Below are 23,496 nucleotides of genomic sequence, written 5' to 3' on the forward strand. Positions count from 1 at the left end.
TTACAGCCAATTAATAGCAATACATGTTATTAATCGAACGGTAAATAAAACGTGAAGGTTGTACCTTCTTTCAGCACACTATCTACCATGATATTACCTGAATGTGCCTTTACAATATTTCGAGCAATGGCTAAACCAAGACCCGTTCCTCCTTTAGAGCGAGTACGTGCCTTATCTGCTTTATAAAAACGTTCGAAGACATATGGTAGGTCCTCCTGTGGAATGCCGTGCCCTGTATCTTGCACAGAAATTTTAGCAAAGGTTGGCTCCTGTTCAACCTTTACAGTGACAGCCCCTTCATCAGTATGTCTTAATGCATTATCAACTAAATTTGTGAGCACTTGTTCAATGCGATCTTCATCCATATTAATCATGGCATCGTCGTTAAATTCACTGTCAAAGATCAAGCGAACATGCTTTTCTTTTGCTACTTGGGCAAATTTTTGAGTAATACGTTCAAATGTAGAATTAATTGGTAATTCATCTTTATAGAGGGTCATATGCCCTGATTCCATTCGTGCCAAATCTAATAAATCTGTTACAAGGCGACCCATTCGCTTCGATTCATCATAAATAATTTTAGTAATTTCATTGCGCTCTTCCTGATCTTGAATAAAATCATCATCCATCAACGCTTCCGAGTATCCTTGCAACATGGCAATCGGTGTTCGAAGCTCATGAGAAACATTCGCAATAAAATCCGATCTTAGTTTTTCTAAGCGATGTTGTTCAGTCATATCACGAATAACAGCGACAGCACCACGTATCATTTCTCCACTATAAAGAGGACTAATAGTAAATGTATAATAATTGCCGTCCATTTCAATTTCCTCTTCTAACTTATCCTCAAACATCAGCACATGATCAAGCATATGATAAAGCTCAGGTGGAATTGGTTTAGCGCTTTGCGAGCCTTTGTTGACAAACCATTTTTGCATAAGACGTTCGGCTGGTGGATTACTTAATAATATTGTACGGTCACGATTAAATGTAATCACAGCATCTGTCATAGATGTCAAAATATTTGAAAGCTGTTCATTTTCCTGATTGATGACCTCTAAATTATGTTTTAATTGACGTCCCATTTGGTTGAAAGCAACCGCAAGCTGACCAATTTCATCATTTTGGGTCGTTGGCATTTTTGCTTCAAAGTTACCTTTAGCAATTTCAAAGGCCAACTCACGCATTTTTCTAAGCGGTGAAGTAATACGTGAAGAAAGGAAAAACGCAAAAAATGTTGTCAATACAAATGCTATAAAGGCCGCTAAAAAGACAATTTTCGTTGTTTCCTTAGACGTTTTATGTAACGCATCTGGGCTTTGGTAGATGAAGACAGCTCCATGTACTGCGTTTTCAACATTCAATGGGAAACCAAGCACAACATACGATTCCATCTTTTCTGGAACAGTAGAAGAAGGCATCATCATTTCTTTAATAATGGGTTCATCAGATTGAAATACTTCATGGAAAGATTTGTTAGCTAAAATGGTGTCTTGTATTTCTTTTTTATTTACACCTTCTTGCATTGCAAAAGAGACTTCCACATGACTTATAGCAATCAATGCATTGGTCCCTGTAGGTAATATATCTTTTAATAATTCTGAAGTGGATTCTGCTGTTTCATTGTCGTCCACTATACTTGCCACTGTTGCAGCCGTTTGACGTAATGAAATTTCCGCTTGCTGCATGTGGTAGTTTTGAAGAAATTCTAGCATCAATACCGTGAAAACAAATAATACAAATGAAACGAGAAGCAATATGGTTACCCATAGCTTCCCGACAACACTATTCCATATTCTATTCATTGACAACCTCAAATTTGTAACCAACGCCCCAAACCGTCACAATCATTTTAGCAGCGTTTTCTGAAACCCGGTTGAGCTTTTCACGTAATCGTTTCACATGTGTGTCAACTGTACGTAAATCACCAAAGAAGTCATAATGCCAAACCTCTTTTAGTAGTTGTTCACGGTCAAATACTTTGTCTGGCGATTTCGCTAAGAAGTATAATAATTCGTACTCTTTAGGTGTTAAATTGACCTCAATTCCCTCTGCTGTCACGCGGTGTGCATCATGATCGATCATTAAATGCTGGAATACCACTAAATCTTTTGAAGAGGATGCATTTGTCGCTGGTGAGAACGCTTGTGAACGACGTAAAATAGCCTTCACTCGTAATACGACCTCACGAGGACTAAACGGTTTTACAATATAATCATCTGCACCAAGCTCAAAGCCTTGTACACGATTCGCTTCTTCGCCTTTTGCAGTTAATAAAATAATCGGTGTTGCTGCACGTTCTCTAATTTCCGCACATACTTCTAGCCCATCTTTTTCAGGCATCATAATATCAAGTAAAATACAGTGATACTCTTTTTCTAAAGATTTTTCGATCGCTTGTTCACCATTTTCTGCTTCGTCAACAAGGTATCCTTCACGCTCTAAATACATTTTTAATAAGCGGCGAATACGATCCTCGTCATCTACTACTAATACTGAAATATTTTCTGACACTTTCACGATCCCTCTCTTCCAATCTTTCTCTAACTTCTATTGTACATGGTGTGACACATATTGAAAAGAAAAGAAAGCCTCTTCGCTACAGCGAAAAGGCTTGTTGCTTCACAGGTTATGCATAGGAGTGTAAACCTGCAAGAATTAAGTTAACAGCAATTAGGTTGAATAAAATGATCCCGAATCCAATTAATGCTAACCAAGCAGATTTTCGACCTTCCCAGCCTTTAGATAGTCGCAGATGTAGGAATGCTGCATAGAATAACCATGTAATAAGAGCCCAAACTTCTTTTGGATCCCAACCCCAGAAACGACTCCAAGCAATTTGTGCCCAAATCATCGCAAAGATTAAAGCACCTAGGGAGAATACAGGGAATCCAATTAGCACTGAACGATAACCAATTTCATCAAGTAATTGTAAATTTACACGTTTAACGAGTGGTTGGAAAATGGCACTAATTCGACGACGAGCGATTAATCGAATTAATAAATATAAAACCGATCCTACCATTAATGACCAAACAACAGTTGTTAATTTTTTCGCATTAATTAAAGCTGGCATTTCTACTAATGGTGACATGCCATGTTCTTCAACAGCTTCATACTCATTCATACCGAAAATTGGCGGTAAATTATAAATAATTTTTCGCGTTGTTCCTTCTTTATCAACATAATTATAGCTAGACTCATAATCCATGGCACTAAATGTAGATGTCACCGCAACAAAACCAACCACTACTACAAGACAGTACATCACGGCTTCTAACCAAAAACGTTGTTTAGAAGGCTTTGTTAAATCGACTACTTTTAATAAGTAAATAAGTCCTGCCACAGCACTAATGGCTAAAATAGATTGCCCTAATGCTGCCGTTATAACGTGAATGGTTAACCAATGACTTTGTAAGGAAGGTACTAATGGACTTACTTCTTTTGGGAACATCGCGGCATAGGCAATAATTAAAAGTGCTACAGGTAAGGCAACTAATCCAAGTGCAGTCAAACGATAAATAAAATAAATTAAGATAAACGCGCCTACAATGAACATACCAAATGCCGTTGTAAATTCAAACATATTACTTACTGGCGCATGACCTGTATAATCCAACGCGTAATAAAATAGCCAAGCTGAGAAAGGAAACCAATAATTGTTACAACAATGGCAAGCTTACCCCATTTTCCTGTATTCTTACCAGTAGCATTCGCTTGCTTAATGGAGCCACCAAATAATAATGTTGCAACTAAATAAGCAATAAATGCTACAAATAATAGGTTTCCACTTAGGTCAATCAAACTCATAAGGTGTTGTCACCTTCCTTTTCTTTATTGCCACCATTTGTGGACTCTTCGCTAGCCTCATTTTTCTCTAACTGGTCTATATACGGAGGCAATGTAGCAAAGGCTGTTACAGCATCTAAATCCTTTTTCATGCTGAACATATTTTTATTGACATGGGCAGCCATTAACACGCGGCCATCTGGTTCTACTTGAAGCCATAAACGTCTGTGATTCCAGTAAGAACCTATCACAACACCAATCATAAAGATGACACCCCCGACAAATAAAATAGGAATTGTACTATCTTTACGGACCGTAATACCTGACATATCACGCATCTCTGCTGCTGCAAACTTCATTCTGTACTTATTTTCACCAAGCGGCTCTAACGGAGGTTGCATAATTTCAACAAAACTTACTTCGCCTTCTGGTGTTTCTGGAGTTGTCATTTTAAATAAAAATGCTGGATTATTTGGAATTGAAGTTTTTGTTTGTGGCTCTCCGTTTTCAAACCCATCAAAATCTGGTGTATAAACAAGAATTTGTACTGAAGAACCATTACCTAAATCGTATTCTTTTTTAGGATTAGTTAAATCAATTTCTACTTTACCAAGTGATTTTTCAGTCGACTTATTGATTAATTCAAAATTCATTTGTTTTAATTCATTTAGACGATAATCCATTTGGTAAAGAGCGAAGCCATCTTCTTTTAAAGGATGGTTTACACGAATCGAATAATCTTTTACTTTTTCTAGATTTTCTGTATCACCTGGTAGTGCGTCATCAGGCTGTTTGTATAGTGTAATATCTGTTTGGAAATTTTTCGCAACAACATTCACACCCTGTTTGACTTGCTCTCCCTGTGGTTTATTATCATGAGTCTCTAAAATGAAATCACGGTTTTCAATGAAATAACCGTCCATGCCAGTAATAGCACGTGTCTCTCCCTCACGAACCCAAATCGATTCATCGACATAGAAGCCCGGGACAAGACGTAGCATGACTCCACCTAAAAAAATAATGAGACCGACATGGTTTATGTACGGGCCGTAACGAGAAAAGCGTCCTTTTTCAGCTAAGAGAGCGCTACCATCTCGACGAACAGAATATCTCATCTCAGTCATTTTTTGTGCTACTTTATCAAGCGTTTCCTCTGCACTACCAGTCACTTGCCCTTCCGCGACAATGCGCTGACGCTTCATAAAGCTTTCATGTCTTTTCACACGTTGATTTTTTAATGATTTATAAAGTGGAATTCCTCGGTCAAGACTCGCTACGATTATCGACACAGCCAGCATACCAACTAAAATTTGGAACCACCATGAGCTATATAAATCCGATAAGCCTAACGTGTAATAAATTTTACCGAATGTACCATATACGTCTGCGTAATAAGCTCCTTTCTCCATATCAGAAGCTTTTACGTAAAACTCTTGTGGTAGTAATGTTCCGATTGAAGCAGCAATCAATGTGATAATAATTAAGGTAATACCAACTTTAACACTCGAGAAGAAATTCCATATTTTATCGATGATAGATTTGTTGTATGTTTTTGAACGAATGGCCATGCCATCATATCGCATATCAACTACTTTATTTTGCTTTTCTTCTTCGGTTAAAGGACGACCACATTTCTCACAGAGCTTCGTGCCGTATGGGTTACTATGACCACAAGCACAAATGATATTTTCCATCGTCATTTACTCCTTATTTCGGCTTCACTAATTCCATGAACGAAGCGATATTTTCCTCCGTCATTTCACCTGTGATAATTTTCGCTACTTTGCCTTCTGGATCAATTAACACTGTAGCAGGTAATTGACCTACATTGTATGCAGTCATAACACTTTTCGTTTTGTCAATGACTACTGGGAATGATAAATTATAACGATCGACAAAATTCTGCACTTCAAAGTCTGTTTGCGCAATATTAACAGCTAATGTTTGTACACCTTGATCTTTAAACACTTGATACTGATTATCCATCGCAGGCATTTCCTTCTCACAAGGCTTACACCAAGTTCCCCAGAAGTTTAAAAATACCCCTTGTCCTTTATAATCAGACAATTTATGTTTTTCACCATTTAAATCTACTAACGTGAAGTCAGGTGCTTCAGACCCTACTGCCACTAACTCTACTTTTTCCTTTGTTGCTGTTCCATAAACCGTGTACCCAATTGCCAATGCCAGCACGGCTAAAATGACCGTTCGCAGTACGAGTCGCTTTTTCTTTTTCTCCAAGTTAATAAACCCCCTATCAATTACGACATAGCGTAATTTTGTAGACGTGAAGCTTTTACATTTTAAAGACCCAGATAGAACTTTTTCATTTTATTTACGTCTTTGAGTATGTAAAAACTTCTTTCACATGGACGTCAACAATACCAGATTAAAATGTGCTACAGTTCTTTTTATGCAAACTGTTACTAGGTGTACTATTCTCACCTATTATAGCAAAATGATACAAAAACACTTAGCTATTAATTATGAATGATTTATGAACGATTTCACCACAAAGAAAGTGTAAACATTTTTAATACCTTTCGAGGTATCTAACCTTTCTTCAGGGAAGTTCTTTTAATCAAGCTTTCCTGTTTCTGCTAAGACACGCAATTGTTTTACTTCATGCTTTGTCAATTCACGGTATTCACCTGGGGCAAGGCCATATAAATCTAAAAATGCAAAGCGTTCACGCTTTAATTTAACAACAGGAGTACCAATTGCTTCAAACATACGGCGCACTTGGCGATTGCGACCTTCATGAATCGTAATTTCACAAATCGCTTTGCCTGCTTTTTCATCAAAGGATGTCATACTAACCTTAGCTGGTGCTGTCTTACCATCCTCTAATTTAATCCCTCTTTGAAGCTTTTTAAGCCCTTCAATTGTTGGAACACCTTTGACACGAGCGATATACGTTTTATCAATTTTAAACTTTGGATGTGTCAGCATATAGGAAAATTCTCCATCATTTGTCAATAACAATAATCCAGATGTATCATAATCAAGACGACCAACTGGGAAAATACGTTGCGGAATATGATGAAATAAATCTGTGACAGTTTTGCGTCCTTTATCATCTGTTACAGCTGAAATTGTGCCACGTGGTTTATATAGTAAGAAATAAACCTTATCTTCCTTTTCAAGTTTCACACCTTCTACTTCAATTGTATCGGAATTAGATACCTTTGTTCCTAACTCACGAACAACTTCACCGTTTACTTTTACTTTACCTTCTAAAATCAATTGCTCTGCCTTTCGCCTTGAGGCAACTCCTGCATAGGCAATGACTTTTTGTAATCTTTCCATTTTTTCACCTCTAGTTTTCTTTCACATTGACACTTTCGTCACCATTCGATTTCAACCTCATGAATAGGGTTATTTTTCCCGCCAATCTGTGAAAATTATGTCATACTTTTAAGCATTATTAAAGAAAAACAAATTTCACATTTGTTATTAGAGTATTCGTAATTATCTATCTTCTGTTCATTCACCAAATTAAGGAAAAACTTTTTTATCAGTCCTAGATAGTAGTATGCTCTTTTTACCAGAAAGCAAATCGTTCCTAAAAAATGTTTATATAAACTATTTGTACTTCCTTTTTTCTAACAAAAAAAGCTACCACACGGCAGCTTTATTCAAACACATTTTCAATTGTTAATCCACGTTGATTTAACTCAAAGGAAATAAAGTTTTTTGCTAGCATCAATTTAGTCGATGTAGGTTCTTCAATTGTGGAACCATCTTTTAATGTAAATACCAGTCGCTCAGGCTTTGTCGCTCCATCTTTTTTTACATTTACTTGCTCAGCTTTCACTATTTCTTCCCAGGCCACAAAATCCTCTTTTAAACTAAAAAATTGATTCATATGAATACCATTTGAATCCATTACTTTATAGTGATTAAAGCTCAAGGCAATGAAGATTAAAGCAATTAAAAAGGAAGTAATCAGTATACCACGTTGAATACTTTTACCTTTTTTAGTTTCAGGTATGATCAAATAATTTATTAATAGTGCTAGTGCCATGAACAATAATGCGGCCATAAATATTATATAAGCTTGCAAGTACGGTTCAAAATAATAAACCTCTTTTGGTCGATAAAACCACTCTTGAATCGGAAATAGTAGAATGACAGGGATAATTAAACTTGATAAGAACAATACAATGATTATCCCTAATTGAATCTGTCTACTATTTGTTTCAACAGAAACACTCCTCAAATATTCCTCCCCCTTTTTTAGAAAATTAAGACTATTAGCCTCATTATTATATTACCAAATTTACCCTCAATTAATCAATTAATGTAAAAAATCAGCGTCTCGTTTTTCAACGATTCGCTGATTCAACTTTTACAGGTGTAGCATAAATACGGTCTTCCCCAATAAAGATTGACAAGACAGCTTCCTTACGTTTTCTTGAAACATGTAGAACTTGCCGTACTTGTTCTTTTTCTTCTTTATTTAATTGTAGGCGTATAGGCTGTTCTAAACGAATCGCCAATTTCTTATTAACGTTGTATTTCCCTTTTTTCACTACTGTTTCAAGACTATAATCTTGCCATACTTTATTGGATAGTCCTCGATGCACATTCCAATCATCTGATTCATTTAATGTTACGACAATACAAGTTTGCCCGTCCTTTTGAAAGGCGGTCGCAAGTGTACGCCCAGCAACCTTTGTAAAGCCTGTTTTACCAGCAAAGGCCGTACCTGTGGCTGATTTTAAAGAACTGACAGGCTGCTCCGTTTCATCATCAATGTCTGCAGCCATCCCTGAGCCTTCTCTTAATAAACGATGTTTATTTTCCCACAGCATTCCGTTTACCGTATCCGCCCGATAAAGAACAGTGGAAGCAATTTTCTCAAAGGTTTTATTTTGCAGGGCGATTCTTAACATTTCTGCAGTATCCCTTGCAGACGATAAATGTTCTTCATGATGAAGGCCAGATGGATTCATAAAAACTGTATTAGTAAGACCCGCAATTACAGCTCTTTCATTCATTAATTTAACAAAGCCCTCCACAGACCCCCCCACATGCTCTGCTAAAGCTGTGGCAGCATCATTACCTGAACGTAACATTAAACCATATAATAACGTTTCTACTGTCACCGTTTCGCCAGCCTGCAAATATATGGAACTGCCTTCAGACATAGCAGCTTTCGGTGAAATAACAACTTCATCTTGGAGATCACTATTTTCGATTGCCACCAGCGCCGTCCAAATTTTCGTTAAGCTAGCAATAGGTAATCGCGCATCGCTGTTAGATCCTATTAAAACACGTCCTGTTTCTCCATCTAAGACAGCATAGCCACTTCCACCTCTTGCATAGCTGGTTTGTGGGAGCATTACCATTAACAAAATAATCATAAACAGTGTAAAACGAAATAACCGAAGCAACTAGCCACTCCTTATTCAATATGATAGGAAAATATAGATTTATATTTATGTTGAAGGCTAGGCATTATACCTAACAAATTACTTTGAACCACTAAACGTCTCTTGAAATTTAGTCATAAATAAATCTGTTTCTTGTTCAGTTTCCATAAGGTCTTCATCAGGTAGAGGTGGCATTTCATCAATACTATTCAAACCAAAATAATGTAAAAATTCTTTAGTTGTCCCGTATAAAATGGCACGTCCAGTTCCCTCAGAGCGCCCTACCTCTTTAATTAATCCTCGTGAAACTAATGTTTGGATTGGTCGTTCACACTTCACACCACGTAAATCCTCTATTGCCACACGGGTAATTGGTTGTTTATAAGCTACTATCGCTAATACTTCGAGGGAGGCTTGGGATAAAGATTGGGCCGTTGGGTTCTCTACTAATCTTTGAATCGTATCAGCAAACTCTGATTTTGTAATTAACTGATAAACGCCCGCAATTTCTTTTACAGTGATTCCTCTAGTTAAATCCTCGTCATAAGCTTCTCTCAAGGCACTCATCGCCTGAACAATGAGCTCTTCCTGTTCCCCTAAAAGTTGTGATAATTGTTTAATCGTTAAGCCATCATCTCCAACAACGAATAATAAGGCTTCAATTCTACTCTGTAACATCAATGTTTTCGTCATCTTCCCATTCCTCCTTCTGTAAGGTAACAGTTAAATCTTCAAAGTTACCATCTTGCTCTACGATGACGACCTGTCGTTTCATCAATTCAAGAAGGGATACAAACGTCAGAATAAGTGTCGGCTTATCTTCATAGGGAAAAAGCTCGAAAAATGATGCACGTCCACCTGTTGATCGTAAAGAATCAACAACTGAACGCATTTGATCTTTTACTGATCGTTCCTGTCTAGCAATTGTTGTTTTTAAAGGTTTCTTCAATTTTTTTCGGCGCATTAATTTTTGGAATGCGCCAAGCATGTCATAAATATTTACATTTAAATCAAACAAAGCCATTTGTTCATCTGAGGCTAAACCTGTTAAATCAGCAGGTGGCCTAGTAAATACCTGCGATCGGTCAGTTTCAAGTTCTTGCAAATTGCTGGCAGCTTCTTTGTATTTTTTATATTCGATTAGTCGTTGCACCAGTTCTTCACGCGGGTCAGGTCCATCCACTTCTAATTCTGCGTCTTCCATTTCTCCTTCATGAATAGGCAAAAGCATACGACTTTTAATAGCCAGCAATGTTGCTGCCATCACTAAATATTCACTCGCTTCATTTAACTCCAGTACTTGCATAGCATGTATATGGTCGATATATTGTTGTGTAATTTCAGCCATTGGGATATCATAGATATCAATTTCCAATCTGTGAATTAAATGCAATAATAGATCAAGAGGCCCCGAAAAGGCATCTAGTTTTACTTCATAAGACATTATTTTACCACCCTGTGATTCTATGTTCTTTTAGTATAGAGGAAAGGAGTCCAAAATGCATCCACAGCATCATACTTTATTTATAGATTACTGTGCATATTTTAATGGCAATCAGGATTTTTTTGAATGCCATGAAGTGCTTGAGGAATATTGGAAGAAAATTGCACCAGGTGATAAATTGCATCCTTTAGTCGGCTATGTGCAGCTTGCAACAGGTTTCTATCATTGGCGACGTGGTAACAATACTGGCGCTGTCCGAATTTTAGAAAAGGCACTTCATAATTTCAAAAAAAATGAAGGTCATATTTTTTTCCAGGAAATTGATTATCATCAACTCCTAACACAAGTAACAACAACCTTATCTGCCATTAAAGCAGGCAAGTCCTTTCAAGCTTTTCAACTCCCTCTTTCAGCAAGTTTACTGGAGTTAACCATAACACGTATACAGCTTTTGCCTTCTAGTAGCTCAACCTATCTTCTTCATAAACATATGCTACGAGATCGCTCACATATTCTTGCAGAGCGACAAGAAAGCAAACAAAGAAAAAGCAGACGTTGTTAATCGTCTGCTTTTTCATCGATACAATGGATACATTTTTGAACGAAGCTTCGTGTTTCATCCGTAGCGCGTACACTTTCATATTGGCCAAGTTCCGCTACTTCCTGAAGCATTTCCGTTGCTACACCCTCGCCCCTATAGGAGGGAACAACTGATACATGCTGGATTGTAGCCGTGTTATCCTCATCGATTACAAGCCCTACAATACCAACATATTCATCATTCTTTTTCCATAAATATAAAACCCAATGATCATCATTTTCATAGGAGTGGATGGTCTCTGTAAGCTTTTTTACGTCTTTTTCGTTAGGCATAAATGAAAGTAGCCCCATTGCTATTTTCTCTAAAGCTTTTTTATATCGAATTAACATATTTGTCTATTCCCTCTTTTTCTAGCTGTACATAATCTTTGACTATCCTACACGATTTGTACTTTTACCGCAAGCCAATTTCTGTCTTACGAACCAGGTCCGAGAATACCTTTAGATGCCAACACCCAATAGACAACGCCCCACAACAAAATAAAAGTTGAAATCGACGCTAGCAATACCCATTTATTTTTCCTCAAATTTACTCACCCTTTTTTAAAGTTAGCGGGAGATCGTTTTGCACAATATCTTCATAACTTTCACGGCGAATAGCTAGTTGATGCTGTCCATTCTCTACAAACACAACAGCCGGTCTAGGTACACGGTTATAGTTACTAGCCATTGAATAACCATAGGCACCAGTACAGAAAATAGCTAAGATATCACCTGAAGCTGCATCTTGGAGTTTAGCATCAATAATTAATTTATCGCCAGATTCACATAATTTACCAGCAACTGTATAAAGTTCATTTTTTGGCGCATTTGCTTTACTTGCAATGACAGCCTCATACTTAGCATCATATAATGCCGGGCGGATATTATCACTCATTCCACCATCAACAGCAATATATTTTCGCACATCTGGCACTGTTTTTTGTGAACCGATTGTATAAAGAGATGTTCCTGCATCACCTACAAGCGATCGACCTGGTTCAATCCAAATTTCTGGCATTTTCAGTCCAAGTACAGTTGCTTTATTTTTTACAACTGTAATCATATCCTCTACATATACTTGTGGTTCAAGCGGTGCATCTTCTTCAGTATAACGAATACCAAAGCCCCCACCTAAGTTTAACACAGTACACGTAAAATCGTGAGCCTTGTTCCAATCAGAAATTTTGTCAATCAACTTTTCTCCAGCTAAGCCAAAGCCAGCAGTGTCAAAAATTTGTGAGCCGATATGGCAATGTAAGCCTAATAGCTCTAGGAATTCATGATTAAATGTTTGTTGGAATGCTTCATCCGCTTGGCCATTGTTTAAGTCAAAGCCAAATTTTGAATCTGCTTGACCTGTCGTAATGAAATCATGCGTATGTGCTTCAACCCCTGGTGTAACACGTAATAAAATACGCATTTTTTGCTGACGGCGCTCCGAAATTTCTTTTAAAAGCTGTATTTCATAGAAATTATCTACAACAATACATCCAATTTTGGAGTCAAAAGCTAGCTCTAATTCAGCAATGCTTTTATTATTGCCATGGAAATGAATGCGCTCAGCTGGGAATCCTGCCTTTAAAGCTGTAAATAATTCTCCACCTGATACCACATCCAATGATAAATTTTCTTCTGCTGCTAATTGATACACCGCTACACATGCAAATGCTTTTGAAGCATATGCTACTTCTGCTTTTACGCCCAATTTTTTAAACGTATCGATAAAGCTACGTGCACGCTTACGAATAAGTGCAGTATCATACACGAAAAGTGGTGTACCATACTCTTTTGCTAAGTCTAGTGTGTCTACCTGTCCAATTGTTAAATGACCATCTTCAGATACCGCTTGTGTTCCATATAAATGCATGTGCATCTCTCCCTTTTCACATCGTTCCATCTTGTTATTTTTACGCATTGATAGCGAAATTGTACCTTCAAATAAACGTACACCATCAAATAATTATTTCCACTAAGCAAGAAAATGTAAATGTATAATACTTACTTTTTCTTGAATGAAAATAATTTTTGCAAAAATCACAAAATACTATATGTGAACTTTATCACATGAAAAAAACGAGTGCAACGGCTCCTATGATCTTTTTCGCTGTTTGGAAGCGACTACATAAGGTCTTAATGCATCCGCAGTCATCGGGAAGCGAATAATGACACGTAGCATTGCCTTTGGAAAGAATGGAACTAGCGGCCATAAATAAGGTGCCTGCATTGGTCGCAATGAACATAAATACGTAAACAATAAAAATAATCCAATAAATAATCCGTTGACACCCCATATACCTGTCATAATCAATAACATCAACCTAAAAATTTTGATTGAGATACTGAGCTCATACGACGGGATAATGAAAATAAGAATAGCAGCAACAGCTGTATAGAGCACAACCTCTGAAGAAAACAATCCTACATCAATGGCAATTTGACCAATAATCACTCCCGCAACCAATCCCATCGCAGTAGATAATGGTGAGGGAGTATGAATGGCGGCCATCCTTAGAAACTCAATACCTATATCGGCAATCAGAATTTGCAGCAATAAGGGTACATGTGATTTTTCCTCAATACCTAAAAAGGACAGGGCATCAGGAAGTAACGATTCATTCGTTGCAAATACATACCACAATGGTAGTAAAAGTAAACCCATTACAGAGCCAAAATACCGCATTAAACGTACAAAAGTTCCAACAGTTGGCGCCTGTCTATACTCTTCTGCGTGCTGTAATAAATGAAACATCGTAACAGGCACAAGAATAACCGATGGAGAGGTATCTACCACTATGGCTATATGTCCTTCAAGTAGATGAGCTGCTGCAATATCCGGCCTTTCCGTATAACGTACAAATGGAACTGGATGAAACTTCTGCTTAAAAAGCCATTCTTCTAGCGATTTATCGGCCATCGTCAGGCCATCATGATTAATTTGTCCAAGACGCTGTCGTAATCCTTCGAGCATATCTTCATTGGCAACATCCTTCATAAATGCAATCGCGACGTCAGTTTGGCCGATTTTTGATATTTTATGTAGCTCGAAACGTAAATTACTATTGCGAATTCGTCTACGAATTAAAGCCGTATTCTGCATTATTCCTTCCGTAAAACCATCCCTCGAACCTCGGATAACCTTTTCATTGTCAGGCTCCTCTGGTGAACGACCCGGGTAGTTTCTCAACTCGGCAACAAAGCAATAGCCCCCTTTAGTAATAAAGGTTACTTGTCCACTTAAAATGGATAGTAAATAGGCTTTACGCTCTGTTTCCTCTGAACGTCCATGGAAATTAAAATAGGACTCAAAATATTCTTTCTCATCCTCAACATCAATTTCAATGTCCGAGTCCTCATCTGGGAGCATGCTAGAGAGTAATTGTGTTAAAGCTTCCCCGTCCACAAGTCCGCTAATATAGGCACAAAGGACCGGCAAATCTTTGACAAATAAGTGTTTGACACAAACGTCAAATGATTCGCCGTCACCAAAATGTTCTATAAGAAAATCTTCGGCTTCTTCTAAGCTGTTAAATAATTTATTTGTCATGCTGTCACCATTTTCTTAGATGTCTTTTTTCATTACTTCTTGCTCCACTGTTGCACTTGTCGCCATCCAACTTTTCAGCTGGGCGAGGATTTTTTTCTCTAAACGGGATACTTGTACCTGAGATATTCCAAGTCTAGTCGCAATTTCAGTTTGCGTGCAATCTGAAAAATAGCGTAAATAAATAATAGACTGCTCCCTCGGCTCAAGTCTCGTGAGTACTTCTTTCAATGGAATATAGTCAAATGGTTGTTCTGATTTTTCATCTTTCATTTGATCCATCAATGTAATGGAATCCCCTTCGCTTTCATACAATTGCTCGTGGAGAGATGCTGGATCTCTTAGCGCATCAGAAGCTGTGACAATTTCTTCAGCTGTAACACCAAGCACCTGAGCAAGCTCTTGAATAGTCGGTGGATGTTCATTCTTTTTAATAAATTCTTCTGTAGCATGACGGATTTTAAAGTTCAGCTCACGAATCGAGCGACTCACCTTCACCATGCCATCATCCCTTAAAAAGCGTTGAATTTCTCCGATGATCATTGGTACTGCATAGGTTGAAAACTTCACATCATAGGTTAAATCAAATTTATCCACAGATTTCATGAGCCCTATGCAGCCAATCTGAAATAAATCCTCGAGTTCAACACCCCTTGTTGTAAAACGTTGAACGATGGACCACACAAGCCTCGTATTACCTTCTACCATTCGTTTACGAGCCTCATGATCGCCCTGCTGTGCACGTGCAATTAGATCACGCATTTCCTCCTGAGACAATAGCTTATCGGACGACTGTTCTAACGGCTTCACTGTCTCAACCTCACATTACCGCTGTGCGAACTGTATAAAATTTCTTCGTAAACGTTACAGTTGTTCCTTCTTGCCATTTAGACATAACTGTTAGCTGATCCGAAAAACTATCCATAATAGTAAAGCCCATACCTGAGCGTTCCATTGCACTTTTCGTTGTAAATAACGGCTCCATTGCTCGACTAACGTCTTCAATTCCTACCCCTTTATCCATGACAGATACTGTTACAATATCATCCTCACGTTTTGCATGAACTGTAACAACACCCTTACCATTTTCTTCATAGCCATGAATAATGGCATTGGAAACCGCTTCTGAGACAACTGTTTTAAATTCTGATAACTCATCAATTGTTGGGTCTAATTGTGCAATAAAGCCTGTAACAGCCACACGTGCCAAGGCTTCATTTTCACTAAGTGCTAAAAAAGTTAATGTCATTTCGTTATCCATTTACAATCCCCCTTACGCGATCAATCGCTTGTTCCTCTGTTGCATCCATCATCCACGGCCCTAAACCTGAAAATTGAAATACTTTTCGCATCGTTGGCGATGGATTCAATAAAATAGTTCGCCCAGCAACTGCTTCTAACTCTCGCATACGACCAAGCACTAATCCAACTCCTGAACTATCCATAAAAGATAGGCCTTCTAAGTTCCAAATGATGGTCGTCACAGTGCCTTGAAAAATTGCTGCAGAAATTTTTGCTCGAATTTGTTCTACTGCATGATGATCGAGCTCCCCAAACAAACGTATAACGACTGTCTCTCTTGTGACCATTTCTAATTGATAATGCATGAACATCGCCTCCTTCTCGTGCAATTCCACATTCAATACGGTGAATCCTTGCGGCTGACAGAACTAGTGCAAAGTCTTCCGAAATAGTGTCTAATCGACATACTTATAGCTTTTTAGGTTAAGTGCAGTATGGGATAAATCTACATTTTTTAAACGCAACTCATTCTTAAACTTCAATTGTTCTATTCTTTAATTTGTCTGTCTTCTAAGCTCTATCCATCTATTTGATTGTTCTTTCCTTAAAACACAAAAAAGCGAGAACTCTCTAAAAGTGAGAGCTCTCGCTAAACTAACATTTATACAATTGTATAAGCTTTTTGTACTTTATTAATTGTTTCTTCGTCAATTGGATTATTTGAGTATAGATAAGCAATGGTCTCACCATTGTTAACATGATCGCCTTTTTTAGCAATCAACTGAATTCCTGCATCATAATCAAGTTCAGATTCCTTCGTTAAACGTCCAGCTCCTAAACCGACACTCGCTTCACCAACTAATAGGGCATTAATTGTTTCCACCGTACCCTCTGTAATTGCTGTTACCGCTACTTTATAAGCTGTGTCATTTTGAACAATATCAGAGACTACTCCACCTTGTGCGACAATAAACTCCTCAAATTTTGCAGCGGCCGAACCATCCGCAAGCACACGCTTAACAGCTGCAGTTGCTTCTGCTTCCTTTACACCAGCGGCAACTTGATACATTAAGGAGGCAATGACGACACATTCATCGACTAAATCTTCATGTGTTTCTTCTAACTGTCCTTTTAATAAAGCATAGGCTTCTACGACCTCAAGCTTATTACCAATCATTTTACCTAGTGGGTTATCCATATCGCTAATATGTGCAACCACTTTACGTCCTAGTTTTTCTCCAATAGCTGTCATTGTATCCGCTAAAAGCTGTGCTTCTTCTTGTGTCTTCATAAAGGCACCAGATCCACATTTAACATCTAATACAATACCATCGGCACCACTTGCAATTTTTTTACTCATGATTGATGCAGCGATTAATGGTATAGAATCAACCGTACCTGTTACATCTCGAAGGGCATACAACTTTTTATCAGCTGGCACTAGATTACCTGTTTGACCAGCTACTGCAATTTTATGTCGATTGACATTATCAATGAACTCTTGTGAGGAAAGCTCTGTTTTCAAGCCTTTAATCGATTCTAGTTTATCGATTGTACCTCCAGTAATACCTAGACCTTTACCACTAAATTTAGCCACAGGAATTCCTAGGGAAGCAATAATTGGTGTAACAACAAGTGTAACCTTATCACCAACTCCTCCTGTTGAGTGCTTATCAATTTTAAAGCCTTCAATGGATGTTAAATCAATAACATCACCTGATTCGATCATGGCCTTTGTTAAATAAAATGTTTCATCATCAGACATACCTAATAAGCGTATTGCCATTAACAGTGAACTTGCTTGATAATCTGGGATTGAACCTGTCGTATAGCCTTCAACAAAATACTGAATTTCAGCTTGAGATAGCTCTAATCCTTGTTTTTTCTTTTCAAACAGTTGAACCATATTCATACGAATAACCCCCTTATTTCAAATCCTGTAAGAAACTTTTGCCGAATGGTGGTGCTTCTACATGAAAGTTTTCAGCAACTGTTGCTGCAATATCCGCAAACGTTTCACGAAGTGCAAGTTGTGCTCCTCCGTTGAAGCGTGGTGAATAGACAATTAACGGTACATATTCACGCGTATGATCTGTTCCATGGAAGGTTGGATCATTTCCGTGATCAGCTGTAATAATTAATAAATCTTCTTCTGACATCGCTTCCAAAATTTCTGGTAAACGTGCGTCAAACTCTTGTAATGCCTGTCCATATCCTAATGGATCACGACGATGGCCAAAATTGGCGTCAAAGTCTACTAAATTTAAGAAGCTCATACCACGGAAGTCACGGCGTACAACCTCTGCAAATCGATCCATACCATCCATATTATTTTTTGTACGAACGGCATCTGTAACACCTTCACCGTTGAAAATATCAGAGATTTTTCCAATAGCAATTACATCTAACCCTGCATCCTTCAAAACATTCATCGTTGTACGGCCAAATGGCTTTAATGCATAGTCATGTCGATTGGAAGTACGAGTAAAGTTTCCTGGTGTACCAACAAATGGACGTGCAATAACGCGCCCTACTAAATATTCAGGCTGTAATGTTAATTCACGAGCAATTTCACATATTTTATATAATTCTTCTAATGGAATGATTTCCTCATGTGCAGCAATTTGTAAAACAGGATCTGCCGACGTATAGACAATAATCGCACCTGTTTCCATATGCTCCTTACCAAAGTCTTCAATGACTTGTGTACCACTTGCCGGTTGATTGCACAGCACTTTACGACCTGTACGCTTCTCTAGCTCAGAAATAAGCTCCGCTGGAAACCCTTCTGGATACACCTTAAATGGTTTATCGATATTTAACCCCATGATTTCCCAATGACCAGTCATCGTATCTTTACCAACAGATGCTTCTTGCATTTTACCGTAGTATGCTTTTGGTTCCTTAACTGGATGCATGCCTTGCAATGATTCAATATTTGCTAAACCAAAGGACTCCATCACTGGCATTGTAAGCCCATTCATTTTTTCAGCGATATGTCCTAGTGTATGTGCACCAACATCACCAAAATTTGCAGCGTCCGGTGCTTCACCAATACCTACGGAATCCATGACAACAACATGGATTTTGTTAAACGGTTTATTCATAATGGTTGCCTCCTAATCTCATGACTCTATTTTACCAAAAAAAAGCTAAAAATAAAGGTCAGACATCCGACTAAAAAATATTTTTCCTTTTAGAAGTATTAAGCTCGTGGATGGAATTGCTTATAAACCTCAGATAATCGGGTTTTACTAATATGTGTATAAATCTGCGTAGTAGAAATATCTGCATGGCCAAGCATTTCCTGCACCGCTCGTAAATCGGCTCCATTTTCAACCAGATGAGTAGCAAAGGAATGTCGCAATGTATGTGGTGTTAACTCATGTTGGATGCCTGCCTTTAATGCATGCTCCTTCATTAATTTCCAACAACCCTGCCTTGTTAAACGTTTCCCTCTTTGATTAATAAAAAACGCATCTGTTTTTGGATGCTTTCCTTGTAATTGACCACGAGCACCGTTTAAATAGGCATTAATGGCTGATAGTGCATTTTTGCCAAGTGGAATAATCCTTTCCTTTCCACCCTTCCCAAATACACGTACAAAGCCCATTGTTAAATGAATATCGGCTAAGTCCAACGCAATAAGTTCACTGATGCGCATACCTGAGCCATATAATAACTCTAGCATTGCTAGATCACGTATACCTTGTGGTTTACTACGATTTGGAGCTGTTAGTAAAGCTTCAATTTCTTCGATAGATAGGATATTCGGCAATTTTTGCTCTATGGTTGGCATTTCCAAATGAACCGTTGGATCTGTTTCAGCACGCTTTTCTCGCAGTAAAAATTGGTGAAAGCTCCGAATAGAGGAGATATGACGAGCAACGGTACGGCTTGTCTTGCCTTGTGCCCGCAATTGCTCTAAATGCCATAATATGGTTGTTCGTTCCACACGGCTAAAATCAGCCATCCCCTCTGCCTCCTGTAAAAAATGCACATAGCTTTCTAAATCTCGGCGATAGGATGCTAATGTATTATCAGATAACTGCCTTTCCACCTGGATAAAATGGATATAGTCCTCTACTGCATATTGAAACTCATTCATCACAACGCCCCCTCACTGTCAATTATTCTCTATTTTAGCACGGCAAAAAGAAATGTGCTAAAGCACCCTCCATTCGACATAATTCAACCCATGTCGTTACATCGTAAGTTTAGAAATTCGGGTTAGCCTAAAAGCTAATCTTCCCAATCATTGCTTTCTACTGCATCAAGATAAAACAAAAAACTGCCTATTTCAATCTATACTAAAGATTAAAACAGACAGTTTTTCGTTATTAGTCTTCATTCGTTTCGTCGTTCTTATCATGACAGCGCCAGCATATGCCGTGGAAAGTTAGTCGGTGATCTTTGATGATAAAGTTCCAACGTTTTTCAACTACGGCTTCCACATCTTCAAGCAAATCTTCTTGAATTTCATCAACAGCACCACATTCGATACAAACAAGATGATGGTGGAAATGGGCAGCTCCCTCTTGGCGTAAGTCATAGCGCGATACGCCATCGCCAAAGTTGATTTTGTCGACAATTTTGAGCTCAGTTAATAATTCTAACGTTCTATAAACAGTAGCTAGACCAATCTCTGGTGCTTTTTCTTTTACTAAAAGGTATACATCCTCAGCACTTAGGTGGTCCTCTTCGTGCTCAAGCAAGACAGCAACTGTCGCTTCTCGCTGCGGCGTCAGCTTGTAACTAGCACTATGCAACTGTTTTTTTATACGATCAATTCGGCTCTCCATGTGACGCCCCCCTAAACTCTTTCCATTATACCAAAGGAGTAAATCCTATTACAAGATAGTGAATAGATTTCTAACAAGCTTCTATTTTTTTATCTGATCTCAATTTATGTCCATTCAATTCATCATTTTAACACATAAGAAATAACAATAAACTCTGCAACTATTATGATGAAAAATGCGATAAAATTCAACAAAATTGTCCGACCAGATACTTGTTTCCCGATTTTTCGCTTTGACCAAGCAGGTACAAGTAAATTGCATAGGACTAGCAACAATATACAATAGATGAGCTGAAATGGAAACCACCAAATCGTATAAAGCCAAAAAGCTTCAAGTTTTTGTAATAAAAAAACCGAGCTAAAGCCAAAAAAAGTGGCACGCATAGCTACAGTCACACGTACTAAAACCTTTAAAACGCTATGTGTCGCTAGTAGCAAAACAAGGCCTATGGAAATAGCAACAGGTAAAACTAAACGAAAAATGGATTGCCTGTCCTCATCTGCTAAACGAGGCTCTATAAATAAAATAAATGGTTCCGCTTTCGGTCCACCAATAATATGAAAGAAGATAACACCACAAACGAAACTTACCGCAATGATGGAAGCGTGATAAAATATAGACACCGTACGAGACATAAACATGCTCCTTTTCTATCAAGGTTTGTACAGCTTATGCTCGTCCGTCTCTATTATGCTAAAAGATTATTTTCTAAATTTGCTGCAAGCCAAAGTACCGCAAATGCTGTTTTAGCATCGTATATTCGTTGATCTACTACCATTGTTTGTGCCTCTTCCAACGAAACTTCTAATAGTTCGACAAATTCATCCTCATCTAAGTCTGCTTTATTTTCTATTTTATATAAACCCTTGGCAACAAATAGATAAATAACTTCATCCGCAAAGCCTGGAGATGTCGCAAATGCCTGTAAAAAAGTTAGACTATGTGCCCCATAGCCAGTCTCCTCCTCTAATTCTCGGCGTGCTGTTACCACTGGTTCCTCACCAGGCTCAAGTTTACCAGCAGGAATTTCAATTATAGAACGTTCAAGCGCTTTACGATATTGCTCTACCAACACTAGTTTCCCCTCAGCCGTAACAGCAATGACTGCCACAGCACCTGGATGCTTGATAATTTCTCGTTTGGCAACCTGACCATTCGGTAACGTCACATCATCAATTTGTAGTTTTACTATTCTTCCGTCATAGACCGGTGTCGTTTTAGTTGTTTTTTCCTCAAACTTTTTCATTGACGATAACCTCGCTTGTTCTTCAGATATGTTCATTGTACCATTACAAGTAGAGAAATCGAAGGAGGTTGTTCACATGAAAAAAAGACAGCTTGGCACAAGTGAATTGTTTATTTCAGAGATCAGTTTAGGAGGCATGTCTCTTTCGACAGATAAAAAGCAAGCTGCTACTATTGTCGATATGGCTTTAGATGCTGGCATTAATTATATTGATACAGCAGATTTATATGATTACGGTGCAAACGAGGAAATTATTGGGGCAACCCTAGGAAAACGTCGTAAAGAAGTTATTTTAGCCACAAAAGTAGGTAATCGCTGGACTGAAGGTGTCAATAGCTGGCACTGGGATGCATCCCCGTCCTATATAAAAGAAGCCATACATGCTAGCCTACGTCGTTTAGGTACTGACTACATTGATCTTTACCAATTACATGGTGGTACAATCGAGGATGACTGGGATGGTATTATCAGTACATTTGAGGATTTGAAAAAAGAAGGTCTTATTCGGGAATATGGTATTTCCTCCATTCGCCCCAACGTGCTACGTCGTTTTTTACCCGCAAGCTCAGCAAAAAGCGTTATGATGCAATATAGTGCATTAGACCGTCGCCCTGAAGAATGGTTTGAGTTGATTGCAAAGGAAGGTGCATCTGTCGTAACACGTGGAACAGTTGCGAAAGGCTTACTAACGAATAGCTGGCAACAACGTCTACAGCATGTAAATGGTTTTAATACCTATACAGTAGATGAGTTATCTACAACGTTAACAGACTTAGCTGCTCAATATGATGATTTACATGCACTGGCAATCGCCTTTAATCTAAAAGAACCTACTATCGCTTCAACGGTCATCGGTGCAAGCTCACAACAACAATTAGCTGAAACACTTGCTGCCTATGAAAAAATTGATTCGATAACAGATTTTAAGAAAGTCAATAAGCTGACTAAAGATGAGCATTATCAAGAACACCGATGAAAAAATGGTTGATCTTTATCATCTGTCTAGTCATACTAATCACCTCTTCAAGTATGACCTACGAGCAACAAAGTATTTTACCTGAATTAGAAGACTTACTTTCCAATAAACCTTTTGAAGAACAACTATCCGTTTTAAAAATTCCGTATTGGGGAACAACCGTATCTATTGAAGAACGCGGTTATTTTCCATTTGTAGAATTTTTAATTCGTAAATTGACACATTTTATCGGGTTTGGATGTATTGCACTTGGTCTGTACTTTGCATGGGGAAAACGCCGTTTTGCTGCTATTATTGCCATTATCGGCACGGCTTTTATCGCAATGCTTGATGAATTTCGTCAAAGCTTTACTCCAGGTCGCACGATGAGTGGTCAAGATGTGCTTGTTGATACAGCCGGGGCCATTGTTTTTGTTGGTGCAGTCGTCATTATAAGGAAATTGTTTAAAAAATAAAAGACAAAAGGCGTTGTTTTAGCCTTTTGTCTTTTATCTAT

The 23,496-nt window shown here is 38.1% G+C and carries 24 protein-coding genes and 1 pseudogene; 3 read left to right on the plus strand and 22 right to left on the minus strand.

Annotated features, from left to right (window positions below):
* Positions 1–29: 29 nt before the first annotated feature.
* The 10 genes and pseudogenes from ABC382_RS09335 to ABC382_RS09380 all read right to left on the minus strand — a co-directional run bounded on the left by ABC382_RS09335 (position 30) and on the right by ABC382_RS09380 (position 10,611).
* Positions 30–1,805, minus strand: a complete 1,776-nt coding sequence (locus ABC382_RS09335; RefSeq protein WP_274796195.1) for an ATP-binding protein — start codon at positions 1,803–1,805, stop codon at positions 30–32.
* Complete coding sequence (locus ABC382_RS09340; protein WP_274796193.1) at positions 1,798–2,514, minus strand: response regulator transcription factor; 717 nt, start codon at positions 2,512–2,514, stop codon at positions 1,798–1,800. Before ABC382_RS09340 ends, ABC382_RS09335 begins: the two co-directional genes overlap by 8 nt.
* A gap of 115 nt (positions 2,515–2,629) precedes the next feature.
* Positions 2,630–3,810: pseudogene (gene ccsB / locus ABC382_RS09345) on the minus strand (c-type cytochrome biogenesis protein CcsB).
* Entirely contained in the window at positions 3,807–5,483 is a 1,677-nt protein-coding gene (gene resB, locus ABC382_RS09350; RefSeq protein ID WP_274796191.1) for a cytochrome c biogenesis protein ResB, read from the minus strand. Before resB ends, ccsB begins: the two are co-directional and overlap by 4 nt.
* Positions 5,484–5,496: 13 nt before the next feature.
* Positions 5,497–6,030: a thiol-disulfide oxidoreductase ResA gene (gene resA / locus ABC382_RS09355; protein ID WP_274796190.1), complete on the minus strand. Its 534-nt coding sequence runs from the start codon at positions 6,028–6,030 to the stop codon at positions 5,497–5,499.
* A 336-nt stretch (positions 6,031–6,366) separates the two neighbouring features.
* A complete protein-coding gene (locus tag ABC382_RS09360) occupies positions 6,367–7,098 on the minus strand; it encodes a pseudouridine synthase (protein ID WP_274796189.1) in 732 nt (243 codons plus the stop codon).
* Between the two features lie 325 nt (positions 7,099–7,423).
* The gene (locus ABC382_RS09365; protein ID WP_274796188.1) at positions 7,424–8,011 is read right to left on the minus strand and encodes a hypothetical protein; all 588 of its coding nucleotides are present in this window, start codon (positions 8,009–8,011) and stop codon (positions 7,424–7,426) included.
* 106 nt (positions 8,012–8,117) lie between these two features.
* Complete coding sequence (locus ABC382_RS09370) at positions 8,118–9,188, minus strand: D-alanyl-D-alanine carboxypeptidase family protein (protein ID WP_322610362.1); 1,071 nt, start codon at positions 9,186–9,188, stop codon at positions 8,118–8,120.
* A 78-nt stretch (positions 9,189–9,266) separates the two neighbouring features.
* Positions 9,267–9,860, minus strand: coding sequence for an SMC-Scp complex subunit ScpB (scpB, locus tag ABC382_RS09375; protein WP_274796186.1), 594 nt, complete (start codon positions 9,858–9,860; stop codon positions 9,267–9,269).
* Complete coding sequence (locus ABC382_RS09380; RefSeq protein ID WP_322610361.1) at positions 9,832–10,611, minus strand: segregation/condensation protein A; 780 nt, start codon at positions 10,609–10,611, stop codon at positions 9,832–9,834. Before ABC382_RS09380 ends, scpB begins: the two co-directional genes overlap by 29 nt.
* Before the next feature lie 55 nt (positions 10,612–10,666).
* Here ABC382_RS09380 and ABC382_RS09385 point away from each other — a divergent pair, with 55 nt between their 5' ends.
* The gene (locus ABC382_RS09385) at positions 10,667–11,173 is read left to right on the plus strand and encodes a DUF309 domain-containing protein (protein ID WP_274796184.1); all 507 of its coding nucleotides are present in this window, start codon (positions 10,667–10,669) and stop codon (positions 11,171–11,173) included.
* Here ABC382_RS09385 and ABC382_RS09390 read toward each other — a convergent pair.
* The 12 genes from ABC382_RS09390 to ABC382_RS09445 all read right to left on the minus strand — a co-directional run bounded on the left by ABC382_RS09390 (position 11,170) and on the right by ABC382_RS09445 (position 22,024).
* A complete protein-coding gene (locus tag ABC382_RS09390) occupies positions 11,170–11,541 on the minus strand; it encodes a GNAT family N-acetyltransferase (RefSeq protein ID WP_274796183.1) in 372 nt (123 codons plus the stop codon). The genes ABC382_RS09385 and ABC382_RS09390 overlap by 4 nt on opposite strands.
* A 199-nt stretch (positions 11,542–11,740) precedes the next feature.
* Entirely contained in the window at positions 11,741–13,060 is a 1,320-nt protein-coding gene (lysA, locus tag ABC382_RS09395) for a diaminopimelate decarboxylase (RefSeq protein WP_274796182.1), read from the minus strand.
* Between the two features lie 222 nt (positions 13,061–13,282).
* Positions 13,283–14,737, minus strand: coding sequence for a spore germination protein (locus ABC382_RS09400; protein ID WP_274796181.1), 1,455 nt, complete (start codon positions 14,735–14,737; stop codon positions 13,283–13,285).
* A 15-nt stretch (positions 14,738–14,752) separates the two neighbouring features.
* Positions 14,753–15,544, minus strand: a complete 792-nt coding sequence (gene sigF, locus ABC382_RS09405) for an RNA polymerase sporulation sigma factor SigF (protein WP_274796180.1) — start codon at positions 15,542–15,544, stop codon at positions 14,753–14,755.
* A gap of 10 nt (positions 15,545–15,554) precedes the next feature.
* Positions 15,555–15,995, minus strand: a complete 441-nt coding sequence (gene spoIIAB, locus ABC382_RS09410) for an anti-sigma F factor (protein WP_155590400.1) — start codon at positions 15,993–15,995, stop codon at positions 15,555–15,557.
* A complete protein-coding gene (spoIIAA, locus tag ABC382_RS09415; RefSeq protein WP_004232181.1) occupies positions 15,988–16,341 on the minus strand; it encodes an anti-sigma F factor antagonist in 354 nt (117 codons plus the stop codon). The genes spoIIAB and spoIIAA overlap by 8 nt, the downstream gene beginning before the upstream one ends.
* Positions 16,342–16,637: 296 nt before the next feature.
* A complete protein-coding gene (locus ABC382_RS09420) occupies positions 16,638–17,888 on the minus strand; it encodes a thymidine phosphorylase (RefSeq protein ID WP_322610359.1) in 1,251 nt (416 codons plus the stop codon).
* 13 nt (positions 17,889–17,901) lie between these two features.
* Positions 17,902–19,083 (minus strand): phosphopentomutase, encoded by a 1,182-nt coding sequence (gene deoB / locus ABC382_RS09425; RefSeq protein WP_322610358.1) that lies wholly within the window; start codon positions 19,081–19,083, stop codon positions 17,902–17,904.
* A 98-nt stretch (positions 19,084–19,181) separates the two neighbouring features.
* Positions 19,182–20,084, minus strand: coding sequence for a site-specific tyrosine recombinase XerD (xerD, locus tag ABC382_RS09430; protein ID WP_322610357.1), 903 nt, complete (start codon positions 20,082–20,084; stop codon positions 19,182–19,184).
* Between the two features lie 232 nt (positions 20,085–20,316).
* Positions 20,317–20,778 (minus strand): ferric iron uptake transcriptional regulator, encoded by a 462-nt coding sequence (fur, locus tag ABC382_RS09435; protein WP_274796176.1) that lies wholly within the window; start codon positions 20,776–20,778, stop codon positions 20,317–20,319.
* A 122-nt stretch (positions 20,779–20,900) separates the two neighbouring features.
* Positions 20,901–21,413 (minus strand): hypothetical protein, encoded by a 513-nt coding sequence (locus ABC382_RS09440; protein WP_274796175.1) that lies wholly within the window; start codon positions 21,411–21,413, stop codon positions 20,901–20,903.
* 53 nt (positions 21,414–21,466) lie between these two features.
* On the minus strand, positions 21,467–22,024 hold the full coding sequence (locus ABC382_RS09445; RefSeq protein WP_274796174.1) for an NUDIX domain-containing protein: 558 nt from the start codon (positions 22,022–22,024) through the stop codon (positions 21,467–21,469).
* A gap of 76 nt (positions 22,025–22,100) precedes the next feature.
* On the opposite strand from ABC382_RS09445, the gene ABC382_RS09450 reads away from it, so the two are divergent.
* Positions 22,101–23,000 carry an aldo/keto reductase gene (locus tag ABC382_RS09450; RefSeq protein WP_322610356.1) on the plus strand — a complete coding sequence of 300 codons (900 nt, stop codon included), beginning with the start codon at positions 22,101–22,103 and terminating at the stop codon, positions 22,998–23,000.
* On the plus strand, positions 22,997–23,455 hold the full coding sequence (locus tag ABC382_RS09455; RefSeq protein ID WP_322610355.1) for a VanZ family protein: 459 nt from the start codon (positions 22,997–22,999) through the stop codon (positions 23,453–23,455). The genes ABC382_RS09450 and ABC382_RS09455 overlap by 4 nt, the downstream gene beginning before the upstream one ends.
* The last annotated feature ends 41 nt before the right edge of the window (positions 23,456–23,496 follow it).

The sequence above is a fragment of the Lysinibacillus phoenicis genome (genome assembly GCF_047238325.1).
Taxonomy (GTDB): Bacteria; Bacillota; Bacilli; order Bacillales_A; family Planococcaceae; genus Lysinibacillus; species Lysinibacillus irui.

Coding starts and splice junctions, on each gene's coding strand:
- scpB (WP_274796186.1), bottom strand. CDS start 9,860: ATGACGAAAACATTGATGTTACAGAGTAGAATTGAAGCCTTATTATTC.
- ABC382_RS09335 (WP_274796195.1), bottom strand. CDS start 1,805: ATGAATAGAATATGGAATAGTGTTGTCGGGAAGCTATGGGTAACCATA.
- spoIIAB (WP_155590400.1), bottom strand. CDS start 15,995: ATGGATAACGAAATGACATTAACTTTTTTAGCACTTAGTGAAAATGAA.
- ABC382_RS09390 (WP_274796183.1), bottom strand. CDS start 11,541: ATGTTAATTCGATATAAAAAAGCTTTAGAGAAAATAGCAATGGGGCTA.
- resB (WP_274796191.1), bottom strand. CDS start 5,483: ATGGAAAATATCATTTGTGCTTGTGGTCATAGTAACCCATACGGCACG.
- lysA (WP_274796182.1), bottom strand. CDS start 13,060: ATGCATTTATATGGAACACAAGCGGTATCTGAAGATGGTCATTTAACA.
- ABC382_RS09400 (WP_274796181.1), bottom strand. CDS start 14,737: ATGACAAATAAATTATTTAACAGCTTAGAAGAAGCCGAAGATTTTCTT.
- ABC382_RS09420 (WP_322610359.1), bottom strand. CDS start 17,888: ATGAATATGGTTCAACTGTTTGAAAAGAAAAAACAAGGATTAGAGCTA.
- ABC382_RS09380 (WP_322610361.1), bottom strand. CDS start 10,611: ATGTCTTATGAAGTAAAACTAGATGCCTTTTCGGGGCCTCTTGATCTA.
- fur (WP_274796176.1), bottom strand. CDS start 20,778: ATGGAGAGCCGAATTGATCGTATAAAAAAACAGTTGCATAGTGCTAGT.
- ABC382_RS09455 (WP_322610355.1), top strand. CDS start 22,997: ATGAAAAAATGGTTGATCTTTATCATCTGTCTAGTCATACTAATCACC.
- xerD (WP_322610357.1), bottom strand. CDS start 20,084: ATGAATGAGTTTCAATATGCAGTAGAGGACTATATCCATTTTATCCAG.
- ABC382_RS09385 (WP_274796184.1), top strand. CDS start 10,667: ATGCATCCACAGCATCATACTTTATTTATAGATTACTGTGCATATTTT.
- ABC382_RS09360 (WP_274796189.1), bottom strand. CDS start 7,098: ATGGAAAGATTACAAAAAGTCATTGCCTATGCAGGAGTTGCCTCAAGG.
- spoIIAA (WP_004232181.1), bottom strand. CDS start 16,341: ATGCATTATCAATTAGAAATGGTCACAAGAGAGACAGTCGTTATACGT.
- ABC382_RS09445 (WP_274796174.1), bottom strand. CDS start 22,024: ATGAAAAAGTTTGAGGAAAAAACAACTAAAACGACACCGGTCTATGAC.
- ABC382_RS09440 (WP_274796175.1), bottom strand. CDS start 21,413: ATGTCTCGTACGGTGTCTATATTTTATCACGCTTCCATCATTGCGGTA.
- deoB (WP_322610358.1), bottom strand. CDS start 19,083: ATGAATAAACCGTTTAACAAAATCCATGTTGTTGTCATGGATTCCGTA.
- ABC382_RS09450 (WP_322610356.1), top strand. CDS start 22,101: ATGAAAAAAAGACAGCTTGGCACAAGTGAATTGTTTATTTCAGAGATC.